This is a genomic window from Lysobacter sp. P5_B9, assembly GCF_054049835.1.
This window is the reverse complement of the sequence record NZ_JBFULP010000009.1, coordinates 34,331-51,933: the sequence shown is the minus strand read 5'-3', so window position 1 is coordinate 51,933 and position 17,603 is coordinate 34,331. Positions and strand designations below refer to the sequence as shown.

The following is a 17,603-nucleotide window of genomic DNA, read 5'->3' as shown; positions in this document are numbered from 1 at the left end:
GGCGCATACGGCCTTGTTATCGCCGTCATTTACTTTGCCCCCGCTGCTATTCTCTTTTCGTTAGCTTCAATGGCACTGTTTCGTGGCTGGAATCACCAAAAGGGGCTGCATTGGTTGTCCTGGCTGTGGCTTGCCTCGCCCGTAGCTTGGGCACCGGTAGCCACACTGATCGGGGCCATTGCGGCCTAACAATTCATTCAAGCCGAAGCCGCTTCGCGGCTCGGCTTAATTCAGGCGTTAGGGCGCACATGGAACAATTACGCGGCTTCGGACATGTACTCCTGACAAGCCTGCTTTCGTTGGCGGCCTGCGGCTTACTTGCGTATGTCGCTATGGTGATCGCTGGCGCCTGGTCCGAGTGGCCTGAGGTCAACTGGCCTTTAACTCTCTTCATTCCCGGCGTAGTCGTCTTGTGGGGCTTCGTTATTGGCACCGCTGTCATCGCAGTGCTAGCCGCTCCAGCCTATGTCTTGCTTTTGCGCGCCGGACGGGCGTCTTTTACCTCGGCAGCGGCAATCGGCGTCGCTCCCGGGATCGGCATGCTCCTGCTGGCCCGTGAGTTGGCAATACCGGCTATGGCTACGGGTCTAGTGGTCGGCCTTGCTACTCATTGGGTTTGCAGGGTGCGCCCTAACAATTCATTCAAGCCGAAGCCGCTTCGCGGCTCGGCTTAATTCAGGCGTTAGAGCGCATGACAACTTCCGTCCCGACTGGGTTGATTGACTACTACGCTTCCGGCAAGTCGCTAGTCTGCGAGCTTGATGCCAACCCGTACCTATGTGAGTTTTGGCCGCAAGGCGAGCTGGGCACGTACAACCTGGAGTATCAAGTCCCGGAGTACGCGCCCGGGTACTTTGGCTTCGCCACAAATGGCGGCGGCGAGATGCTGGCAATCTCTCCAGTGGGTTCAGTTGTGTGCTTACCATTCATTGGCATGGACGCATCTGCGGCAAACACCGTGGCCTCGTCATGGGCCGCTTTCGTGGACATGCTCCGGGATGCGCTCTAACAATTCATTCAAGCCGAAGCCGCTTCGCGGCTCGGCTTAATTCAGGCGTTAGGCCCCGCAGATGGACGACCGTCGAGTTCACGCAAAACGCATCACTGACGAGATTCGCCAGGTACTCATTACCCAATGGGACCCGATTGGCGTCATGGAGGAGCCGGATTGGCCGCGCGACGAGTACGACTCTTATATTGGAGAGATATACAAATATCTGGCGCGCGGCGAGTCGACCGAGTTCATCGCCAGGCACCTTTGCCAGATTGAGGAGACAATGATGGGCCTTGGGCATTTGCCAGAGTCCACGCGGCTCTCGGTCGCTCAAGCGCTCCAGGCCATAGATGTTTCGCCGCTGGAGTAGTTCTTGTCGTTTGGGGCGGGTTCCGGCGCGTATCGGGCGGGCCCTAACAATTCATTCAAGCCGAAGCCGCTTCGCGGCTCGGCTTAATTCAGGCGTTAGCACCCATGGGAATGTCCGAAATCGTTGCGCTATTCTTCCTGGCATCTGCAACTCTAGGCCTCGGCGCCCATCTAAACATTGGCGCTTTTAAGCTATCAACAGAATCTATAGACAGTCCGCACTTTGCTACACGCTGGATCTATCGGTATTTGATCTTTTCGTTCTGCTATTTGCTTGCATTGTTCATTGTTGCAGCGCCAATTCTGGTGGTGGCATTTAAGATTGAGAGCATCCGCCCCATTCTAAAATCCATCCCGTGGTGGCTGGTCGTAGCTCTTAACGCTGCGCCGGCGGGACTGATCTACTACTTGAACCGCAGATACCTGATCTGGTGCGATCCGGTAAAGATTGGCGCACGCAAATCAGCTTCTGATTATTGGCGCTCGCGGGCTGGGCGCTAACAATTCATTCAAGCCGAAGCCGCTTCGCGGCTCGGCTTAATTCAGGCGTTAGCCCTCTATGCGCAGAATCCTAGCCGTCCTATTTCTAGGCCTTGCGGCAGGCAGAGCAAGCGCCTGCGATGTCCCGCTTTCGCTCGTAGTGTCCGGCGCCGCTTTCGAGCGCGACCAACCCGTACAAATCACGGTCGTTAACTATTGCTCCAAGCCTGTGCGCTTCTATGCCTCGCTGGAGGCCCAAGAGGAAGGTGGGGATTGGAGAGAGTGGCCGTGGCACCTCAACGGCAAGCCGTCCGACTACGGCAACCCGATCTATACGCTCGGTGCTAATCGCTCAAAGGCTTTGACGTTCGACATACGGGACGTCACTTTTCCGCCTATCCCTCCAGGCGCTAAAGCCAAAGAAACGGATTCCCTAAGCTTTCGCTTCTTCGTGACCGCCCTAGACAAAATCGGCCCTGGCACTCGGACTGAGCAAGCATCCAGCTCCTTTACGATTATTGACCCCTTTGGCAAGCTCTCCGGACACTAGTACGAGGGCTAACAATTCATTCAAGCCGAAGCCGCTTCGCGGCTCGGCTTAATTCAGGCGTTAGCCCTCAGTGACAGATTTCGTCTTCTACACGATATGTATCGTCGCCGGACTCAACGGCTGGCTAGCCTTCCCTGTCGCTATTGACGATCAATTTTCCGATCTCCTTCAGGGCAGCTATCGCAATCCGTTTACCGCCCCGTTCCGCAAGCTTTGCCTCTTTGGATTCGCGTTTAGTTCAATGTTTTGCTGTGCACTGGCGTGGTTCTCTCCACAAATGGCTGTGGTCTTCGGATGGATTGCCGTTATTTGCTCGGCGGGATCGGCATTTGGACCGTCCATAATCAACTACGGCCCTCGCGGCCTAGCGCTTTTGGGGCGAGTCGCCTACCTTTCAGTTGCCCTCCGGTTTGTTGCTGCCATTGCGTTGACGGTTTTGGCGCCAGCAGTCGCCGCAGAGGGCTAACAATTCATTCAAGCCGAAGCCGCTTCGCGGCTCGGCTTAATTCAGGCGTTAGGCCTCACATGACAGATCACAGCTACGTTTGCTCCAGTTGCGGCAAGACCCATGAGGGGCTGCCAACGGACTGGGGCTTCAAACTTCCGGATGAAGTCTTTGAACTGTCCTACTTGGAAAGGTATCGGAGGACCCGTTCAAACGCGGATCTCTGCGCGCTTGATGAGGGTCGCTTCTTCCTCCGTGGCCTTCTCATGATTCCTTTCACGCACCAAGAGGGAGAGTTTGCCTGGGGCGTCTGGGCTGAGGTTCCTAAGGCAGTTCACGACTTCTACTTAGACAATTACAGCAATGATCTGGCTCAGGGCACCAAGGCCAAGGGGACTTTAGCCAACACCATCCCGGGGTTCCCAGAGATTGCTGGACAGCCTCTTGAGATCGAGTTCCAAAATGCAAAGAGCCGCCCATTTTTTGCTTTCCCTCAATCCGCGAATCACGAGCTTGCCGTTGATCAGAGGGACGGGATTGGTCACAACAGACATCACCAGTTTCTTGAGTTGTGTGGCCACTTCGACGAGAGTGATACCTAACAATTCATTCAAGCCGAAGCCGCTTCGCGGCTCGGCTTAATTCAGGCGTTAGGCATCTATGACACATCTGCCATATCCCAATGCAGTAGACCCAGAACGAGTCGGGACTTATGCCGCCTTGGCGAAGGCGGGTGGTGGCTATGTTTGGGATGCCGTCTTGGAGTACCGCGTGTGGTGTCACCCCGAGCTCGGTGCGCCAGACCTGGAGGACGGTAGCGATTACTTCTATCCTTTTGAGTCTTATCAAGAGGCTCTAGAGTTTTCGCAGCAGACGGAGGGAGCAAAAGAGCCATTGGCTCTTATCCTCCAAGAGGAGTACATAGCGGAGCCGGAGCCGGGTCAATATGTCCATATGCGGGAGCGGCGCATTGCTGAGTGGCAAGTTGTCTGGCTTACACGTCCACGGCGCACAGCTCGAACTATCCCGGACTTCATGTCACCAAATGCTCCCGCAAATAGGCTCGACATCATTCGTGGCCTAGCGCCACGGATAGATGCCTAACAATTCATTCAAGCCGAAGCCGCTTCGCGGCTCGGCTTAATTCAGGCGTTAGGCCTCATGTACAGATTTCCGACCGACCTAGACTTTTCTTCCCTAGTGGGCGAGTTCACGACGCAGATCTGCGTCGGTCAGTTCGACTTGCAGTTCTCGCTTGGAAAGTTTCGCTTCATCGTTTACTCGCCAATTGAGCTGCTCAAGGACGGCTGCCCGATTGGAACCTGGGACTCGGTAAGCTGGCCACCACCTGCCTTTTACGACCTGATGGGCACGGCGGTCGCGAGCGCCGAACTTGCAGATGAGAGGACCCTAGTCCTTTGCTTCGAGAATGGACTGGAGGTTCGCCTCGTTGATGATTCGGATCAGTACGAGACCATGCAGATCATTGTTGGGAAGGACCCAAGTGCGTCCCACATCATCTAGGATGAGGCCTAACAATTCATTCAAGCCGAAGCCGCTTCGCGGCTCGGCTTAATTCAGGCGTTAGGCCACAGAGGATTTCATGGAAAGATTCTTCTTGATAGCGGGAACGGCGCTCTTGGCTGGTGCCATGTTTGCTTTTAGTGGCTGCGTCTTGCACACACTCTATGCAACTGGAAATGTCATTGCTTCGGCGGATGACACTACGGCAGCACCTTGGCTCGCTCCGATATTTTTCATAATGCTCATGCCGAACATTCGCCCAATACTGCTTGCGTTCTTTGCTGGCGGAGCTTTCCTGATCATCGGGGGAGTGATCAGGTATAACGATAAAAAGCGTCGATAGGTCACCGTCACTGCGATGTGGCCTAACAATTCATTCAAGCCGAAGCCGCTTCGCGGCTCGGCTTAATTCAGGCGTTAGACGGCAATGGCCAATGTTCGGTGGCTCAATTTCTTATTCAGCGCGCCGCTCTTTGTCGCGTCTTGCGCATCTGCGGGTCCAAAGCATTCGGATTCAATGTGCAATGCAATCGCGCATTTTGCTGAGTCTGCCAAAGTTGGCGTAACTCGATCAGTGACACTGCGAGGCGGATGGGGCGGAGACACGCCGGATTTGATCATGACGCACGATTGCGTACATTCTGGTTATGAGCCAGGCAAAGAGCTTTGCGATTACCTTCTTCCAAATACTTCATGGGAGTTCGGTAAATACAATGCAAAAGATGCAATAGCGTGTCTTGACACCGCGGAGCGACGCAAGTTGATTCGCAAGCTTGATGACGACGAGTGGCCCATTGAAGTAACTTCATCCATGCGGCAACTCAAAGACAAGCACATACTGGTAACCGTAAGCTTTACCACCAGCAACCTTTCTGTTCTCATCTTGTCGGCAACGCGCAACTCAAGTGAGTAGCTTGCCGTCTAACAATTCATTCAAGCCGAAGCCGCTTCGCGGCTCGGCTTAATTCAGGCGTTAGGGCGCACAGCAAGATGCCAAAGTTTCTGAAAGGGCTACTGGCGGGTCTCGGCAAGGCGTTGCTTGCGCTTGTGCTCGTGTTCGGCCTATTCGTTGGTTATGCCGCCTTCTCTGAGCGTTCCGCATCAGGCAAGGCCGAGGACTTCTGCCGAACCACTGTCCCCGGCTCCGCAACTGCCGCCCTTCTGGATTCGGCAATCTCTCATGGCGCCGACACTGTCCATACCAAGTGGTACCAGTCGGACGGTCAAGATCAGCTCCCTGTCACCTTCTCGGGCGCCACGCCGCTGTCCCGCCATATTTGTTGGGTCAAGGCTGCACAAGGGCGTGTCGTCTCTAGTCGTGTCGTTTACCTTGACTAGGGTGCGCCCTAACAATTCATTCAAGCCGAAGCCGCTTCGCGGCTCGGCTTAATTCAGGCGTTAGGCCCGTATGCAAGAAAATCCCTACTCGGCACCACGAAGCGGCACACACCTTCACGATGCACCTCGCCGGCCGTTGGCGGTAAAGCTTGCCGCGGCGGCTGTTGCGTGCAGCATCTTGGCTGGCCACGCCAAGTTCCTATTCATCAAAGTGCCAACGACCGGTCTAATGACCGGGATTGCATTTGCCACCGTTTTCGCTCTCGGTGCATTGCTTATCGCAGCGATTCTCTCCCGAATTAACTGGGCCCGCTGGACAGTTGCTGCTTTGCTCGGGGCAAATCTTGCGCTGATTCTCTTCGCCGCTGGTCGCATTTCGCTATCCGCCCTCAAACTCGCTCTACTTGCGCAGGCCTTTTTTTACTTGGCGGCTCTTGTACTCATGTTCCTGCCGCAGTCAGCTAGGTGGTACAGGCCTAACAATTCGTCCAAGCCGAAGCCGCTTCGCGGCTCGGCTTAACTCAGGCGTTAGACCTTATGCGAAAGATCTTTGCCGCTTTACTGTCCATGTTTGGCGCTGGCCATGCCGCCGCGCAGACGGCTCCTAGCTCACCTGAGTCCATGGCGGGCGATCTACGTTCGATGGTCCTCAATTTGTCCCCTGGCGAAATTGGGATAACCCGTGAGAACTTCCCACATGAGGCTTGGGGTGTAGTTATGGAGACCGGTATGGATGCGGGCTTCTACACTCTTGTTGTTCTGGCGGACGGCACAACTAGCCTTTACTTCAGCAATGGCGGAGGGATTATCGGCGCCGGGGAAAAGCCAGACGTACGGGAGGCAAGCCGTCAGTTCATCGGCTGGGGCAACCGCCTCGTAGGTTCGGCCGAGTCAGCCCGCTCAACTCAGGCGCCTGCCAAAGGCTCCACCAAGTTCTTCTTTCTCACCTTTGACGGCATTCGATCCTATACCGCGCCTGAGGTTGAGCTCGGTGAGGAGCGCGATGCCCTCGCGCCTCTCTTCCACGCTGGTCATGCAGTCATCGCAGCCGTCCACCGGGCTCAGCCATAAGGTCTAACAATTCATTCAAGCCGAAGCCGCTTCGCGGCTCGGCTTAATTCAGGCGTTAGCCCTCATGATCAAACTTCTTCCTCTACTGCTGCTGTTAGTTCCAGGCATCACAGCTGCACAACAGTCGGAGGATCGTGTGCTTTCACTCACGACTCAGGACACGAACGGCCTGCATATTGTCATGGTGCTCGAGTCACCGGATTTCGTACGATCCTCAGTGCGTGAATTTTCGCAAAGCAGCAAAGGGGAGGCGAAAATGTCCAGCTACTCCCGCGAGCGATTTGATGGCCTGTGGCAAAGGGCAAAGACACTTGGCTTTGCCAACTACCCCGCAGCGGGTGGCACCGAAGACATAGGTGCATCAAAGAACTATGTCATTACCATAGGCGCCTCTAACGGCTCTGGCGGCCTCAATAGCACCACCTACCTGGTTCCTAAGTGTGGCGCCAAACCAGAGATCAAGTCTTTCGTCATGTCTTTGACACAAGACCTGCTTCCCGCAGGCTCACCAGGGCTGCTTGAGCCCTGCGTAGAGCCCGCCAATGAGGGCTAACAATTCATTCAAGCCGAAGCCGCTTCGCGGCTCGGCTTAATTCAGGCGTTAGACGCGCAGGAGGATTATCGGCATGAAGCTAAAACCCATGTCGGCTACGGTGGCGGTTCTTGTCGGGCTGGCCCAGACATGCCTTTTGGTCCTGTGTTGGGCGTATATCGCCGCCCATAGCCCGCTGCCTCGCTGGCTCATTGATCTGGGGCTTCAGGGGCACGCATTTCGCGCTGCACTTCTGCCCATAGACTTTCTTACAAGCGTTCTACTGTCGCTTCCCGCCGCCCATCTTCTGCTCAAACTCCGCCCGGGCAAGCTATGGCCTTACCTGATCCTCGCCGTCTTTCCGGGATTCATCTGGCTCAACCGTGGCCTCGTCGGAAACCCACTGCCCATCCAATTCGCAGGTGAGATCGCACTCGGTTGGATACCCGAGCTGTTTGCGCTACCCGCTGCGGCATGGCTGCTCCGCTTCATGTCGGGCGCGCCTAACAATTCATTCAAGCCGAAGCCGCTTCGCGGCTCGGCTTAATTCAGGCGTTAGGCCTCATGGAAAGTGCTCCGGACTTCCAAGCCTTTAAAGAGTCGCTGGTTGCCGCATCCCGCGGCCCATTCTTCCCGGATTGGGAGTCCCATTCCCTCTTTGGGCTAGATCGGGCGGAGGTCGAGTCCATCGCGGCCTCCTTCGGTCCTGCCACTCCGCTCTCTGGTGACGTGGCGCTCGCGCTCAACAACGCAATGGGCAACCTCCTGGGCTACCCACACAGGCAAGAGGCGGCCTGGTCGCAATGGCTCTCTGTCACGCCCATTGAGTTGCAGGTTATCTTTCTGCGGTGGCGGGCCTCGGGGCAATGAGGCCTAACAATTCATTCAAGCCGAAGCCGCTTCGCGGCTCGGCTTAATTCAGGCGTTAGGCCGCTGGAAACACATCACTGGGGTTTCAAGTCTCTATGACGCATCCGCTGATCATTCCCATGGCGGCGCATGTTGCGCTAGCTGCATCCCTTTATGCCCTTCTCACGGTTGTTCGCGCGCCGGCAATCTGGGGCATCGGGCGCCTGCCGGATGGCAGCAATCCTTGGGCAAAGTTTGAGCCCCGCATTAGCGCCAACCTTTCTAACCAATTCGAGTGGCCGCTGCTTTTCTATGCCGCCTGCCTGATCCTTCTCCAGCTTGGCGCAAGCCAGTCCTCGATAGTTCTGGCATGGATCTTTGTTGTCGGCCGAGTACTGCATAGCCTGGTCCAAATACCGACAACCAACATTCGCCTTAGAGGCGTCGTGTTTACAATCAACTTTGCGGCTGTTCTTGGTCTTTGGCTCGGGGTTGTCTGGCCAGGCCCAGCGGCCTAACAATTCATTCAAGCCGAAGCCGCTTCGCGGCTCGGCTTAATTCAGGCGTTAGGCGGCACATGAGCACCCTCACAGCATTCGAAAAGCGGGTTCTTGACGCTTGCCTTGCTGGCGACGACCCAATATTCGAGGTGCTTCGTTCGCAAGCTGACGCATGTGACGTCTCAAAACGAACTCACACGGGAGTTGGTGCGTACGTTGACTTTGCTGTCCCTGATTCGGCTTCGTTCCTGGATTCGCGCGTCATCATCATCGGCGACGTCAATCTGGAAGTGCTCGGGGTGCCGGAAGGGTTGGCTACGCTCTTGTACATCTATGAGGGCAGGTTGCAGTTTCTTGAGCTCGCGACCTATGACGGAGAGTGGCCGACAGATCCCTGAGATCGCTAGCATCGGCTACCTACAGGAAATGCAGATGGGAACGGACGCCTTCACGCTGGCGCCCGTTAAGGAGCGTCACTCAGAGACCCTCGTCCGCGCGCTCAAAGGTCGGGAGTCGTCGGGTGCCGCCTAACAATTCATTCAAGCCGAAGCCGCTTCGCGGCTCGGCTTAATTCAGGCGTTAGGCCCCATGAAGATTTCACCCATTTGGATAGGCTTTGGCTGGATCGCCCTGGTATGGATCTCGGCGATTTGTCTTTTCGTCTACTTCGCTAGCCACCTTTTGGAGCAGGACACGACCGTGTTGCCGTGGCTGCTCTTACCGGCTGGGGGTGTTGTTTTTGCCGTCGCCATAGCCCTTTCCTTACCGGGCCTTGCAATGCTTACTGCCAAGCCAAAGCGGAGTCATCCAACCCCGCCGGCATATGGGGGCCAAACTCTTGGCCAGTTGATGGCCAATAGGGACAGCGCGGATTCCGCAAAGCACGGTGCTGGTAATGGCCCGCATGGGGCCTAACAATTCATTCAAGCCGAAGCCGCTTCGCGGCTCGGCTTAATTCAGGCGTTAGCTGCCACAGGTGAAAGTCCTAGTCCGCCAAGCACGAGGAACAGATGCCCCTGCCATCTGCGCCCTGCTGCGCACAGTGACACCTCTAATCCTTCCCGACTCGATTACACCTGAGGCCGCGTCTTTTCTAGAGAGCTTTGAGGCGCCAGCCGTCGCAGCACGCCTCGCTGCCCCGAACTACATCCACTTAATAGCGGAGAGCGGCCGCGATCTGCGTGGCTATATTTCCCTCCGGGATGGACAGCACCTTTACCACTTGTTCGTGCAGCCCGAGTTTCATGGGCAAGGCATCGGCCGCTTGCTTTGGCAACACCTTCTTCAAGTCGCCCGCCCAGGGGCGCTTACGGTAAATTCGTCCTTACTTGCCGTTCCGGTCTACCGTAGCTTCGGCTTTGTGCCCAGCGGTGAGCCGCAACTCCACTGCTGCCCACCTTACTTGCCTATGGTGTACGCGGGTGGCAGCTAACAATTCATTCAAGCCGAAGCCGCTTCGCGGCTCGGCTTAATTCAGGCGTTAGATCTCTCACCTATGTCTCACGAGACCGTTAACTCAAAACCGTTCTTGGCTGCCGCCATATGCTTGGCCACGTTCCTTCTCGTCTCAAATCTACTATCAGCCTTAGCTGGTGGGCATCTGAGCTGGCTGCGAGTTGCTCTGAATATCGCCGTCATCTGCGCTTTGCTGATCAAATTCCGCCATGCCAAGCTCCTGGTAAAAATATGGACAGGGCTACCTCTTATAAGCCTTGCCATCTTCCTCTTAACCTCAGCCATGCGGGGCAAATGGAGCGCTTACCCTGTCGAGCATGTCGTCGGCGCCGCGCTCGCGCTTCCAATATTTCTTTGGGCAAACAGGGCCTAGCCCTCCGCCTAGAGAGATCTAACAATTCATTCAAGCCGAAGCCGCTTCGCGGCTCGGCTTAATTCAGGCGTTAGGCCGCACATGAGACAACGTCAGCCCGTCATTGCGCTTATCACCATTCTCCTCATCGCCCTCGCGGGTTGCGATGCGCAGCACCGAGACGTCTCGGATGGCCTTATCGGTAACGTCTGCGAGTTGCTCGTCCCTATTCGTTCCCATGGCGTTAGCCAAGAGCTACGGCGTGACAAGCAGACCGATTACATCTCCATTTGGAACCCTGGCTTCACCGGGCCGGAGGTGACGTTTGTAGTCGCTCTGCAGCCCGGCACCCGGATGCAAATCCTCTCCGCCAGGGAGTGCAGCAATTGTCTTTTTGACTCTCATCGCGAGTACCGCGTGGAGGTTTCACCTGAGCCGGCCGAGTTTGCCGGCAAGCCGGCCTACCTGCGGGCCAGTTCCTTGTCTCCGTCTGCGGCCCAGTGCAGGGCGGTGCGGCCTAACAATTCATTCAAGCCGAAGCCGCTTCGCGGCTCGGCTTAATTCAGGCGTTAGGCCTACTTGGAGGTATCGGTGATACGGACGTTAGTCATCCTCACATCACTGACGCTCGGGGGATGCGCCTCGCTGCCGCATGGCGCCGTGACGTGGCGCGGACACACGGACGGTCAGATCAAAGTTCAAGTCGCCTCATTCTCAGCGACACTCCCCGCCCAAGGTTGGCTGGTCGAGTCGGAACGAGATAAGGCAACGGGTTTTGTTAGCTTTACCAAGAGGGGATCGGGCAGCTTCCGCTATAAAGAGCAGGCCTACTTCCGGGTGAAAGATAAGTGGGAGCCCGAGGTCGTCTATATCGGACGCTTCGAGACCAAGGATGGCTCCAGCGAGTTCTGTGCCGTGAGTCCGGAGCACGGTGGGTTCCACGAGGGGGATACATTTGTCATTACCAACTCATATGACTATTGCGCTCGGCTTACCCGTGAGTAGGCCTAACAATTCATTCAAGCCGAAGCCGCTTCGCGGCTCGGCTTAATTCAGGCGTTAGGCCGCTATGAGCGTAATCGTCATCTATGGATTCTCAGGCCAGTACTCCGGCAACTCCGAGTACGACTGGAACCATCCCGACCTTGGGGTCACCCACAAATGCATCTTGTTCCTCCGACAGACTGCTGACTCGGATGAGTACGATCGGGCTGAGGCAGAGTGTCGCCGTTACGGCTTTGCGGAGATTGCGTTCTCGCGTCGCGGCAAACTGCAGGTTGAGGTGCTCAACACAGATGCATTCCGAGGATTCGCTGGTTTCTATCAAGAGGCCTTGGATCAAGGTAGTGCATTGGTGTTTTACCCAAACCAGGCCGGCCAGTGAGCAAGTCGCGGCCTAACAATTCATTCAAGCCGAAGCCGCTTCGCGGCCCGGCTTAATTCAGGCGTTAGACGCGCAAACGGAGATCTTTGGCATGAGGCTACAGACACTATCGACATCCGCAGCAGTGGCATTGTTGGTCGGCCTGGCGCAGCACTTCGTCCTGTTGTTCTGCTGGGCCTACATTGCCGCATATAGCCCGCTCCCCCGCTGGCTGGTAGAGCTTGGACTAAGGGGCTCGGCGTTTCGCGCCATTCTGCTCCCTGCTGACTTCATTACCAGCGTCGTCATTTCACTTCCGGCGGCATATGCACTTCTCAAGCTTCGGCCAAATAAGCTTTGGCTTTACCTGTTGTTCGCAGTTATCCCAAGCTTCGTTTGGCAAAACTTCGGCCTCATCGGTGACCCGATGCTTGGGCAATTTCCGGGCATGATTGCGCTCGACTGGGCGGCAGAACTGTTTGCACTTCCTGTCGCAGCCTTGATTTTGGGTTTTGCGCTCAACCGGGGCGCGTCTAACAATTCATTCAAGCCGAAGCCGCTTCGCGGCTCGGCTTAATTCAGGCGTTAGGCACCAATGACAGTACCTCAGCAATTTGAGATTCTCTCCGGCGAATATTTCGTTCGACCGCTTTCATTTTCTGGCGTTTCGTTCATTGCTGATGTTCAGCACGTCCACAGTCGCAACGGTCAAAGCTTCTTTACATCGATGGCATACCTCACCGGATTCATGCATCCCGACGCGGACATGACGCATCCACACTGGAGCGTTCGCCTTTTTGCGGACTCACGTATTCGCTATGAGGCTCAATCAAAAGCCTCCATCCTGCTGTGGGATATCAATCTCCAGTCCAAGGAGAACAGCGACTACCGGAAGCACTTAAAGGCATTGCGCGACAGTAATTTGCCGCCAATCCACCCTGAGCTTCCGCAGGAGCTTGGCTCTGCCCTCATTCGCCTCGGATGGTGTTCTGAGCCATTGCACGTCCAGGTCTATACGGCAACCCGCACTTCTTCTGCCGAGTTCGGAGAGGTATTTCACGATGAGGAGAACTAGGTGGGCGCCTAACAATTCATTCAAGCCGAAGCCGCTTCGCGGCTCGGCTCAACTCAGGCGTTAGGCCGTTAGGAAATCATGCGCTCACTCCTCGTGACTTCTACGTTCATAGCTGGTTCTTTTCTTGTCTTTTATGGATTTCGCTTCTCACCCGAAAAGCTATATCTACTGCTATGTCTTGGCGTCGGGCTAGTCTCATGGAAGGCGATTTATCGATATCTGCTTCGGCATTGGAACGCTCATCCGGAGCGCACTCGCGAAGCCAGGCTCAACACGTCCAACGTGTTCTTCCAAGCCACACTTCTCTCCGGCAGCATCTTCTTCCTTCTGTGCTTCGTCGCAGGCATGCTGGTTACGTCGATATTTGGCAACAGCAGCCCAGAACTGGGCACGGTAGTTTCATCTCGCTGGTCTCGAGGCTGCGCCGAGGTAACCGTTAAGACGGAGAATGCAGGCTTTGTCAGGCTATGTACGCGCACACCCTATGGGGTTGGCTCCGCCATTGCCGTTAGGGTCCGCAAGTCAGCGCTAGGTCACTACGTCGAGTAACGGCCTAACAATTCATTCAAGCCGAAGCCGCTTCGCGGCTCGGCTTAATTCAGGCGTTAGGCCCCAATGAAAGCATCCCGCCAGGACAAGCTAGAGACTCAGCTCGCGGCCGCGGAAGGCGAGCTCCTTGAACTCCTTGCCATTGCATTGCCGTATACCGCACAGCACGGCGACATGCTCTTCTTCAACTCATCGTTTTATCCCGCCTACCTCGGGAACCATCAGCTCGGCGAGCGGAGTGAGCTGCTCCTGTCGCTAGCCAGCGAAAGCGTGGCCCTTCGAGAGCAACTTGGCTTGCCGGTGATTGGCTCCGTCGGCCAGCTATTTCTCTCCGCATGCAGCGAGGCGGCCAATACAGCCAACGACAACCGTCGTGGGCCGCGACAGCTCGCGGCTTGGCTGCTGGGGGAGTTGGGGCCTAACAATTCATTCAAGCCGAAGCCGCTTCGCGGCGCGCTACCCGGACGCCGAGGCTCGGCTTAATTCAGGCGTTAGGCCCCTCAACGATGCGTCCGCGTTTTGCAGGCATTTTTCTGGCTCTCTCCCTCGCGGGCTGCATGGGGGACGGAAGGTTTCACGTAAAGGGACAAGTCATTGGACCTGCTGGCGCCGCGGTTGTCGGCGCTCGGGTGTATCTGGACGACCCGGGCAGGACCCGCTATCCGGCGAGCTTCGAGACAGCTACGGCGCCAGATGGCTCTTTTCAGCTATCAGCTACTGTCGCCCCAGGTCACTACGCCGTCCCACTAATCGTTGAGGCAAAGGGCTTCAAAGCTGCCCGCCTGAATGTCCAGACCCTCATCGACAACGTTGTAGAGGCGAGGCTCGCTGGCGCAGGCTCCGGCAACGACAGTACGATCCTGCTCAAGTAAGTAACCGGCCAATCCTCCTGGAGGGGCCTAACAATTCATTCAAGCCGAAGCCGCTTCGCGGCTCGGCTTAATTCAGGCGTTAGGCGCACGCGGGAACAATTTCAAGCCTGACAGATCGGTTAACCCGCAAGCCGGAGCTTCCTCCGGTTTCGGTGACGTCGTTTGGCTTCACCGTCGGCGAATCCTTCGTTGCGTGGCAGGCCGTCCCGGAGATTTGGGGCTACAAGGTAGATCGCCTCACCACAGACGAGGCACTGCTGGAGTTCCACGCCGGCGGTCAAAGCATCTCGGTCAGTGAGGAGCAGCCAGGATTCGAGCAGCTTGAGTCGGCCATGGTCGCCGTTTTCCCGGGCACAACCACGTGGCGCCAAGCGGTCCTACACTCCGCTTTTGATCCTTGCCGGACGCTGCTGTACCGTCGCGCCTAACAATTCATTCAAGCCGAAGCCGCTTCGCGGCTCGGCTTAATTCAGGCGTTAGGGCTCATAGGGGAGTTCATAGGTGCTCGAAGTAATAATCCTTGCGGCTCAATTGGCCGCCGCTCCTGTGGGCTTTGATCAGGCCAAGGCCATGGCTGATGCCAACGAAAAGAGCCTTCCTCAGCGAGTCAGCACTCAACTCCTCCGGGCCCAAGGCAAGGCGCTTGGCTCAGCCATGGCCACGTGCGGCCATCCCGGTATGGACCAGTCAACATTTACTGTTGTTCTCTCTCTAAATCCAGACGGCTCTGTGGCTGAAAGCTGGCGGAAGGGTGAAACACCGTTGGCCCAGTGCGTGCACAAGGAGTTGGCTGCATCTGGCCTTGCAGGGCAGTGGCCAACGCCCTTCCATACGTCGGTCGAGTTGTCGTTCAATGAGCCCTAACAATTCATTCAAGCCGAAGCCGCTTCGCGGCTCGGCTTAATTCAGGCGTTAGGGGGCAGAAATACATCCATGGATCTCGATGCTATTTCCGGCTTAGAGGAGCTTGCGCTGGGGCTGGCGCTCCTTTTGTCGCCTGTGCCTCTCTTGCTATTCGGCGCGCGCCAAGGTCGCAAGCTCGCCGCAAGCTCACCCGGCTTGTTCGGTGCGGGCATTTACATCACTGCCTTTCTGGCATCGCCTTGGACAAGGCCGCCCGTTTCAGATTCTGTCCAGTGGCTGCATACACTGGCTTCGGCCATACCCCTATTACTGCTAGTGCCTTCTGTTCTGGCCCTGCGCAGTAAATGGCTCTCCGTCGTGCATCTGGTTACCTTGGCCGGCGTTCTATGGTCTTGGTTCATCGGCGCCTTGTTCATCGTGCATGATGGGCCGTAGGCTGCCCCCCAACAATTCATTCAAGCCGAAGCCGCTTCGCGGCTCGGCTTAATTCAGGCGTTAGGCCTCATTGACAGATGACCGCGGAAAACAAAGACAGCATTCTTGCTCTTCTTGGTGTAGCTCTGATCGTCTACGCCATCGGCACGACCTGGGTCACATGGGTTCGACCAAAGTCTGTTTATGAGCCAATATTTAGGGCGCGGTGGCGATTCGGCATTCCAGCTTCAAGACTAGGCGCGGTCGCGCTTGTAGCCGTCCATATCACACTCGGTTCCTTCTTCCTGCTTGGCGCGTTCCACTCGAAGTTGGCCGCAGTCCCTGGATACGCCACCCTCGTCGTTTGCGCGTTTAGCATTTTTGCGCGGCTGGTCGATCTGTGGAAAGCCGACAGTGAGGCCTAACAATTCATTCAAGCCGAAGCCGCTTCGCGGCTCGGCTTAATTCAGGCGTTAGCCAACTCATGGGGGTCCTCGATGTCTCGCGACATGAACAACATTGCCTTTAGAGGTGTGGCAGCCTCGGCCATGGCCGTAGCGGAAACGTACGATGGTTCTATGGTTGCTCGTAGGTGGGTAGGCGCTTGGATTGATTTCATAGTTTTGCTGTTGTTTCTACTTATCCCCGACTATGTGCTTGGCAACGAAACCTATCGAGCAACCCTCGCCATTTGGGTCGGGCTTTTTGCTGCGTACTTCCCTGTCATGGAGACCTTGTTCGGTAAAACCATCGGAAAGTTTGTAACTCGCACGCGAGTCGTGAACGCGAGCGGTGAGAAGCCCTCATTTATGCAGTCGGTAGTGCGCACCTTGTTTAGGCTCATTGAAGTCAATCCAATCCTCGCGGGAGGAGTGCCTGCTGGAATTGCAGTCTTGGTGTCGCGCCATAAGCAACGCCTCGGGGACATGGCGGCACGAACCTATGTATTGCTTGACAAGGACGCCCGCCAACCTGCTTGAGTTGGCTAACAATTCATTCAAGCCGAAGCCGCTTCGCGGCTCGGCTTAATTCAGGCGTTAGGCCGCCTTCCAACTAATGCGATCTCTCACGAAATACGAAGAAATAGTTAAACGGCTGTGTGTGGAGAGGAACGGTTCCGATCCGCGCGACAACGTCTTCTTCCTTGACTCCGGCGAGGCAATTTTCCAATGCTGGGGCCTCGGCTACGACATATGGGTCAACCTTACGAATGTCGGCAGTTGGCTTGAAGACGGCTCAATGACCGAAGAGCAAGTGAAGGAATCGCAAGTCGGATAGGCGGGGCTGGGCCGTTCCGGTACGGGCGGCCTAACAATTCATTCAAGCCGAAGCCGCTCCGCGGCTCGGCTTAATTCAGGCGTTAGGGGCGTCTACCATGCACTTTCGCAGCTCTTTCCTTCTTCTGTCGGCGCTCGCTACAGGAAATGCTCTCGCCAAGTGCGACTCAATGCCTTGGAAATTCGGCATGTCTCCCGCGCAGGTTGCTGCTATTGCCGAGTGCGGTCCATACAAGACCTTCAGCAATGGAGATCTGGAGACCTATAACGGCGTCTTTGACGGCAAGAAGGAGAACTTCCAGTTCTTCTTTCAGGACGGCCAACTGCGGCGCATCGGCGTATACCTCCACGAGAGCCAAGACCCTGTAGCTGGCGCTCGGACTTGGCTCACTCTTTATCAAGCCATGACTAAGCTATTTGGCCGAGTTGAAACGCCAGATAATCCAGCCCCCATCGATGCGGCCGGGGAGCTGACCTTTATCGACAAGGCATTAGAGCTTGTGCAGAATTCCGGCAAGACTCAGATGGCACCATTGACCCAGCCCAAGGATGCGTTCGTCTTTTCCAGCTTCATGCGCCGGGAGGTCAGCGATGAAAAGTACTACTACGTCGTGCTGTACTTCGACAGACGCCCCTAACAAATCCATCCAGGCCGAAGCCGCTTCGCGTCTTGCTTAGTGCAGGCGTTAGGCAGCACATAGTCACATACTCATCCTTCACACAGGAGAGT

Annotated in this window: 28 protein-coding genes; all 28 read left to right on the top strand. The window is 56.2% G+C overall.

Going from position 1 to position 17,603, the window contains the following annotated elements; all coding sequences use genetic code 11:
* Nucleotides 1–189: hypothetical protein (locus tag ACXJJ9_RS16195; RefSeq protein WP_457098155.1), on the top strand; the 189-nt coding region annotated here is incomplete at its 5' end.
* Nucleotides 190–691: 502 nt separating this feature from the next.
* Entirely contained in the window at nucleotides 692–1,009 is a 318-nt protein-coding gene (locus ACXJJ9_RS16190; protein WP_457098154.1) for a hypothetical protein, read from the top strand.
* A 61-nt stretch (nucleotides 1,010–1,070) separates the two neighbouring features.
* The gene (locus tag ACXJJ9_RS16185; RefSeq protein ID WP_457098153.1) at nucleotides 1,071–1,364 is read left to right on the top strand and encodes a hypothetical protein; all 294 of its coding nucleotides are present in this window, start codon (nucleotides 1,071–1,073) and stop codon (nucleotides 1,362–1,364) included.
* Nucleotides 1,365–1,474: 110 nt separating this feature from the next.
* A complete protein-coding gene (locus tag ACXJJ9_RS16180) occupies nucleotides 1,475–1,864 on the top strand; it encodes a hypothetical protein (RefSeq protein WP_457098152.1) in 390 nt (129 codons plus the stop codon).
* Nucleotides 1,865–2,463: 599 nt separating this feature from the next.
* Entirely contained in the window at nucleotides 2,464–2,859 is a 396-nt protein-coding gene (locus ACXJJ9_RS16175) for a hypothetical protein (protein WP_457098151.1), read from the top strand.
* A gap of 59 nt (nucleotides 2,860–2,918) precedes the next feature.
* On the top strand, nucleotides 2,919–3,440 hold the full coding sequence (locus ACXJJ9_RS16170) for a DUF2199 domain-containing protein (RefSeq protein ID WP_457098150.1): 522 nt from the start codon (nucleotides 2,919–2,921) through the stop codon (nucleotides 3,438–3,440).
* Between the two features lie 598 nt (nucleotides 3,441–4,038).
* On the top strand, nucleotides 4,039–4,362 hold the full coding sequence (locus tag ACXJJ9_RS16165) for a hypothetical protein (RefSeq protein WP_457098149.1): 324 nt from the start codon (nucleotides 4,039–4,041) through the stop codon (nucleotides 4,360–4,362).
* 79 nt (nucleotides 4,363–4,441) lie between these two features.
* Nucleotides 4,442–4,705, top strand: coding sequence for a hypothetical protein (locus ACXJJ9_RS16160; RefSeq protein WP_457098148.1), 264 nt, complete (start codon nucleotides 4,442–4,444; stop codon nucleotides 4,703–4,705).
* A 276-nt stretch (nucleotides 4,706–4,981) separates the two neighbouring features.
* A complete protein-coding gene (locus ACXJJ9_RS16155; protein ID WP_457098147.1) occupies nucleotides 4,982–5,275 on the top strand; it encodes a hypothetical protein in 294 nt (97 codons plus the stop codon).
* A 77-nt stretch (nucleotides 5,276–5,352) separates the two neighbouring features.
* On the top strand, nucleotides 5,353–5,700 hold the full coding sequence (locus ACXJJ9_RS16150) for a hypothetical protein (protein WP_457098146.1): 348 nt from the start codon (nucleotides 5,353–5,355) through the stop codon (nucleotides 5,698–5,700).
* A 229-nt stretch (nucleotides 5,701–5,929) separates the two neighbouring features.
* Nucleotides 5,930–6,220 carry a hypothetical protein gene (locus tag ACXJJ9_RS16145; RefSeq protein WP_457098145.1) on the top strand — a complete coding sequence of 97 codons (291 nt, stop codon included), beginning with the start codon at nucleotides 5,930–5,932 and terminating at the stop codon, nucleotides 6,218–6,220.
* Between the two features lie 209 nt (nucleotides 6,221–6,429).
* Complete coding sequence (locus ACXJJ9_RS16140; RefSeq protein ID WP_457098144.1) at nucleotides 6,430–6,771, top strand: hypothetical protein; 342 nt, start codon at nucleotides 6,430–6,432, stop codon at nucleotides 6,769–6,771.
* A gap of 64 nt (nucleotides 6,772–6,835) precedes the next feature.
* Nucleotides 6,836–7,324, top strand: a complete 489-nt coding sequence (locus tag ACXJJ9_RS16135) for a hypothetical protein (RefSeq protein WP_457098143.1) — start codon at nucleotides 6,836–6,838, stop codon at nucleotides 7,322–7,324.
* 73 nt (nucleotides 7,325–7,397) lie between these two features.
* Entirely contained in the window at nucleotides 7,398–7,850 is a 453-nt protein-coding gene (locus tag ACXJJ9_RS16130) for a hypothetical protein (protein WP_457098142.1), read from the top strand.
* A gap of 418 nt (nucleotides 7,851–8,268) precedes the next feature.
* Nucleotides 8,269–8,670, top strand: a complete 402-nt coding sequence (locus ACXJJ9_RS16125) for an MAPEG family protein (RefSeq protein ID WP_457098141.1) — start codon at nucleotides 8,269–8,271, stop codon at nucleotides 8,668–8,670.
* Nucleotides 8,671–8,729: 59 nt separating this feature from the next.
* Nucleotides 8,730–9,050, top strand: coding sequence for a hypothetical protein (locus ACXJJ9_RS16120; protein WP_457098140.1), 321 nt, complete (start codon nucleotides 8,730–8,732; stop codon nucleotides 9,048–9,050).
* 578 nt (nucleotides 9,051–9,628) lie between these two features.
* The gene (locus ACXJJ9_RS16115; protein ID WP_457098139.1) at nucleotides 9,629–10,084 is read left to right on the top strand and encodes a GNAT family N-acetyltransferase; all 456 of its coding nucleotides are present in this window, start codon (nucleotides 9,629–9,631) and stop codon (nucleotides 10,082–10,084) included.
* 477 nt (nucleotides 10,085–10,561) lie between these two features.
* The gene (locus tag ACXJJ9_RS16110; protein ID WP_457098138.1) at nucleotides 10,562–11,020 is read left to right on the top strand and encodes a hypothetical protein; all 459 of its coding nucleotides are present in this window, start codon (nucleotides 10,562–10,564) and stop codon (nucleotides 11,018–11,020) included.
* A gap of 508 nt (nucleotides 11,021–11,528) precedes the next feature.
* The gene (locus tag ACXJJ9_RS16105) at nucleotides 11,529–11,843 is read left to right on the top strand and encodes a hypothetical protein (RefSeq protein ID WP_457098137.1); all 315 of its coding nucleotides are present in this window, start codon (nucleotides 11,529–11,531) and stop codon (nucleotides 11,841–11,843) included.
* A 91-nt stretch (nucleotides 11,844–11,934) separates the two neighbouring features.
* Nucleotides 11,935–12,399 (top strand): hypothetical protein, encoded by a 465-nt coding sequence (locus ACXJJ9_RS16100; protein WP_457098136.1) that lies wholly within the window; start codon nucleotides 11,935–11,937, stop codon nucleotides 12,397–12,399.
* Nucleotides 12,400–12,417: 18 nt separating this feature from the next.
* Nucleotides 12,418–12,897 (top strand): hypothetical protein, encoded by a 480-nt coding sequence (locus ACXJJ9_RS16095; protein ID WP_457098135.1) that lies wholly within the window; start codon nucleotides 12,418–12,420, stop codon nucleotides 12,895–12,897.
* A gap of 615 nt (nucleotides 12,898–13,512) precedes the next feature.
* Nucleotides 13,513–13,929, top strand: coding sequence for a hypothetical protein (locus ACXJJ9_RS16090; RefSeq protein ID WP_457098134.1), 417 nt, complete (start codon nucleotides 13,513–13,515; stop codon nucleotides 13,927–13,929).
* 23 nt (nucleotides 13,930–13,952) lie between these two features.
* Nucleotides 13,953–14,318, top strand: a complete 366-nt coding sequence (locus ACXJJ9_RS16085; protein ID WP_457098133.1) for a carboxypeptidase-like regulatory domain-containing protein — start codon at nucleotides 13,953–13,955, stop codon at nucleotides 14,316–14,318.
* Between the two features lie 501 nt (nucleotides 14,319–14,819).
* Nucleotides 14,820–15,182, top strand: a complete 363-nt coding sequence (locus tag ACXJJ9_RS16080; protein ID WP_457098132.1) for a hypothetical protein — start codon at nucleotides 14,820–14,822, stop codon at nucleotides 15,180–15,182.
* Nucleotides 15,183–15,251: 69 nt separating this feature from the next.
* Nucleotides 15,252–15,617, top strand: coding sequence for a hypothetical protein (locus ACXJJ9_RS16075; RefSeq protein ID WP_457098131.1), 366 nt, complete (start codon nucleotides 15,252–15,254; stop codon nucleotides 15,615–15,617).
* A 77-nt stretch (nucleotides 15,618–15,694) separates the two neighbouring features.
* The gene (locus ACXJJ9_RS16070; RefSeq protein ID WP_457098130.1) at nucleotides 15,695–16,021 is read left to right on the top strand and encodes a hypothetical protein; all 327 of its coding nucleotides are present in this window, start codon (nucleotides 15,695–15,697) and stop codon (nucleotides 16,019–16,021) included.
* Nucleotides 16,022–16,105: 84 nt separating this feature from the next.
* Entirely contained in the window at nucleotides 16,106–16,576 is a 471-nt protein-coding gene (locus ACXJJ9_RS16065; RefSeq protein WP_457098129.1) for an RDD family protein, read from the top strand.
* Between the two features lie 395 nt (nucleotides 16,577–16,971).
* On the top strand, nucleotides 16,972–17,511 hold the full coding sequence (locus tag ACXJJ9_RS16060; protein WP_457098128.1) for a hypothetical protein: 540 nt from the start codon (nucleotides 16,972–16,974) through the stop codon (nucleotides 17,509–17,511).
* The last annotated feature ends 92 nt before the right edge of the window (nucleotides 17,512–17,603 follow it).

Bases quoted from the DNA above. Each gene is read 5' to 3' on its own strand.
- ACXJJ9_RS16140 (WP_457098144.1), top strand. From the start codon at position 6,430: ATGGATGCGGGCTTCTACACTCTTGTTGTTCTGGCGGACGGCACAACT.
- ACXJJ9_RS16145 (WP_457098145.1), top strand. From the start codon at position 5,930: ATGACCGGGATTGCATTTGCCACCGTTTTCGCTCTCGGTGCATTGCTT.
- ACXJJ9_RS16070 (WP_457098130.1), top strand. From the start codon at position 15,695: ATGACCGCGGAAAACAAAGACAGCATTCTTGCTCTTCTTGGTGTAGCT.
- ACXJJ9_RS16135 (WP_457098143.1), top strand. From the start codon at position 6,836: ATGATCAAACTTCTTCCTCTACTGCTGCTGTTAGTTCCAGGCATCACA.
- ACXJJ9_RS16130 (WP_457098142.1), top strand. From the start codon at position 7,398: ATGAAGCTAAAACCCATGTCGGCTACGGTGGCGGTTCTTGTCGGGCTG.
- ACXJJ9_RS16125 (WP_457098141.1), top strand. From the start codon at position 8,269: ATGACGCATCCGCTGATCATTCCCATGGCGGCGCATGTTGCGCTAGCT.
- ACXJJ9_RS16085 (WP_457098133.1), top strand. From the start codon at position 13,953: ATGCGTCCGCGTTTTGCAGGCATTTTTCTGGCTCTCTCCCTCGCGGGC.
- ACXJJ9_RS16075 (WP_457098131.1), top strand. From the start codon at position 15,252: ATGGATCTCGATGCTATTTCCGGCTTAGAGGAGCTTGCGCTGGGGCTG.
- ACXJJ9_RS16155 (WP_457098147.1), top strand. From the start codon at position 4,982: ATGACGCACGATTGCGTACATTCTGGTTATGAGCCAGGCAAAGAGCTT.
- ACXJJ9_RS16185 (WP_457098153.1), top strand. From the start codon at position 1,071: ATGGACGACCGTCGAGTTCACGCAAAACGCATCACTGACGAGATTCGC.
- ACXJJ9_RS16095 (WP_457098135.1), top strand. From the start codon at position 12,418: ATGACAGTACCTCAGCAATTTGAGATTCTCTCCGGCGAATATTTCGTT.
- ACXJJ9_RS16160 (WP_457098148.1), top strand. From the start codon at position 4,442: ATGGAAAGATTCTTCTTGATAGCGGGAACGGCGCTCTTGGCTGGTGCC.
- ACXJJ9_RS16105 (WP_457098137.1), top strand. From the start codon at position 11,529: ATGAGCGTAATCGTCATCTATGGATTCTCAGGCCAGTACTCCGGCAAC.
- ACXJJ9_RS16060 (WP_457098128.1), top strand. From the start codon at position 16,972: ATGCACTTTCGCAGCTCTTTCCTTCTTCTGTCGGCGCTCGCTACAGGA.
- ACXJJ9_RS16090 (WP_457098134.1), top strand. From the start codon at position 13,513: ATGAAAGCATCCCGCCAGGACAAGCTAGAGACTCAGCTCGCGGCCGCG.
- ACXJJ9_RS16100 (WP_457098136.1), top strand. From the start codon at position 11,935: ATGAGGCTACAGACACTATCGACATCCGCAGCAGTGGCATTGTTGGTC.
- ACXJJ9_RS16190 (WP_457098154.1), top strand. From the start codon at position 692: ATGACAACTTCCGTCCCGACTGGGTTGATTGACTACTACGCTTCCGGC.
- ACXJJ9_RS16170 (WP_457098150.1), top strand. From the start codon at position 2,919: ATGACAGATCACAGCTACGTTTGCTCCAGTTGCGGCAAGACCCATGAG.
- ACXJJ9_RS16150 (WP_457098146.1), top strand. From the start codon at position 5,353: ATGCCAAAGTTTCTGAAAGGGCTACTGGCGGGTCTCGGCAAGGCGTTG.
- ACXJJ9_RS16120 (WP_457098140.1), top strand. From the start codon at position 8,730: ATGAGCACCCTCACAGCATTCGAAAAGCGGGTTCTTGACGCTTGCCTT.
- ACXJJ9_RS16110 (WP_457098138.1), top strand. From the start codon at position 10,562: ATGAGACAACGTCAGCCCGTCATTGCGCTTATCACCATTCTCCTCATC.
- ACXJJ9_RS16180 (WP_457098152.1), top strand. From the start codon at position 1,475: ATGTCCGAAATCGTTGCGCTATTCTTCCTGGCATCTGCAACTCTAGGC.
- ACXJJ9_RS16065 (WP_457098129.1), top strand. From the start codon at position 16,106: ATGAACAACATTGCCTTTAGAGGTGTGGCAGCCTCGGCCATGGCCGTA.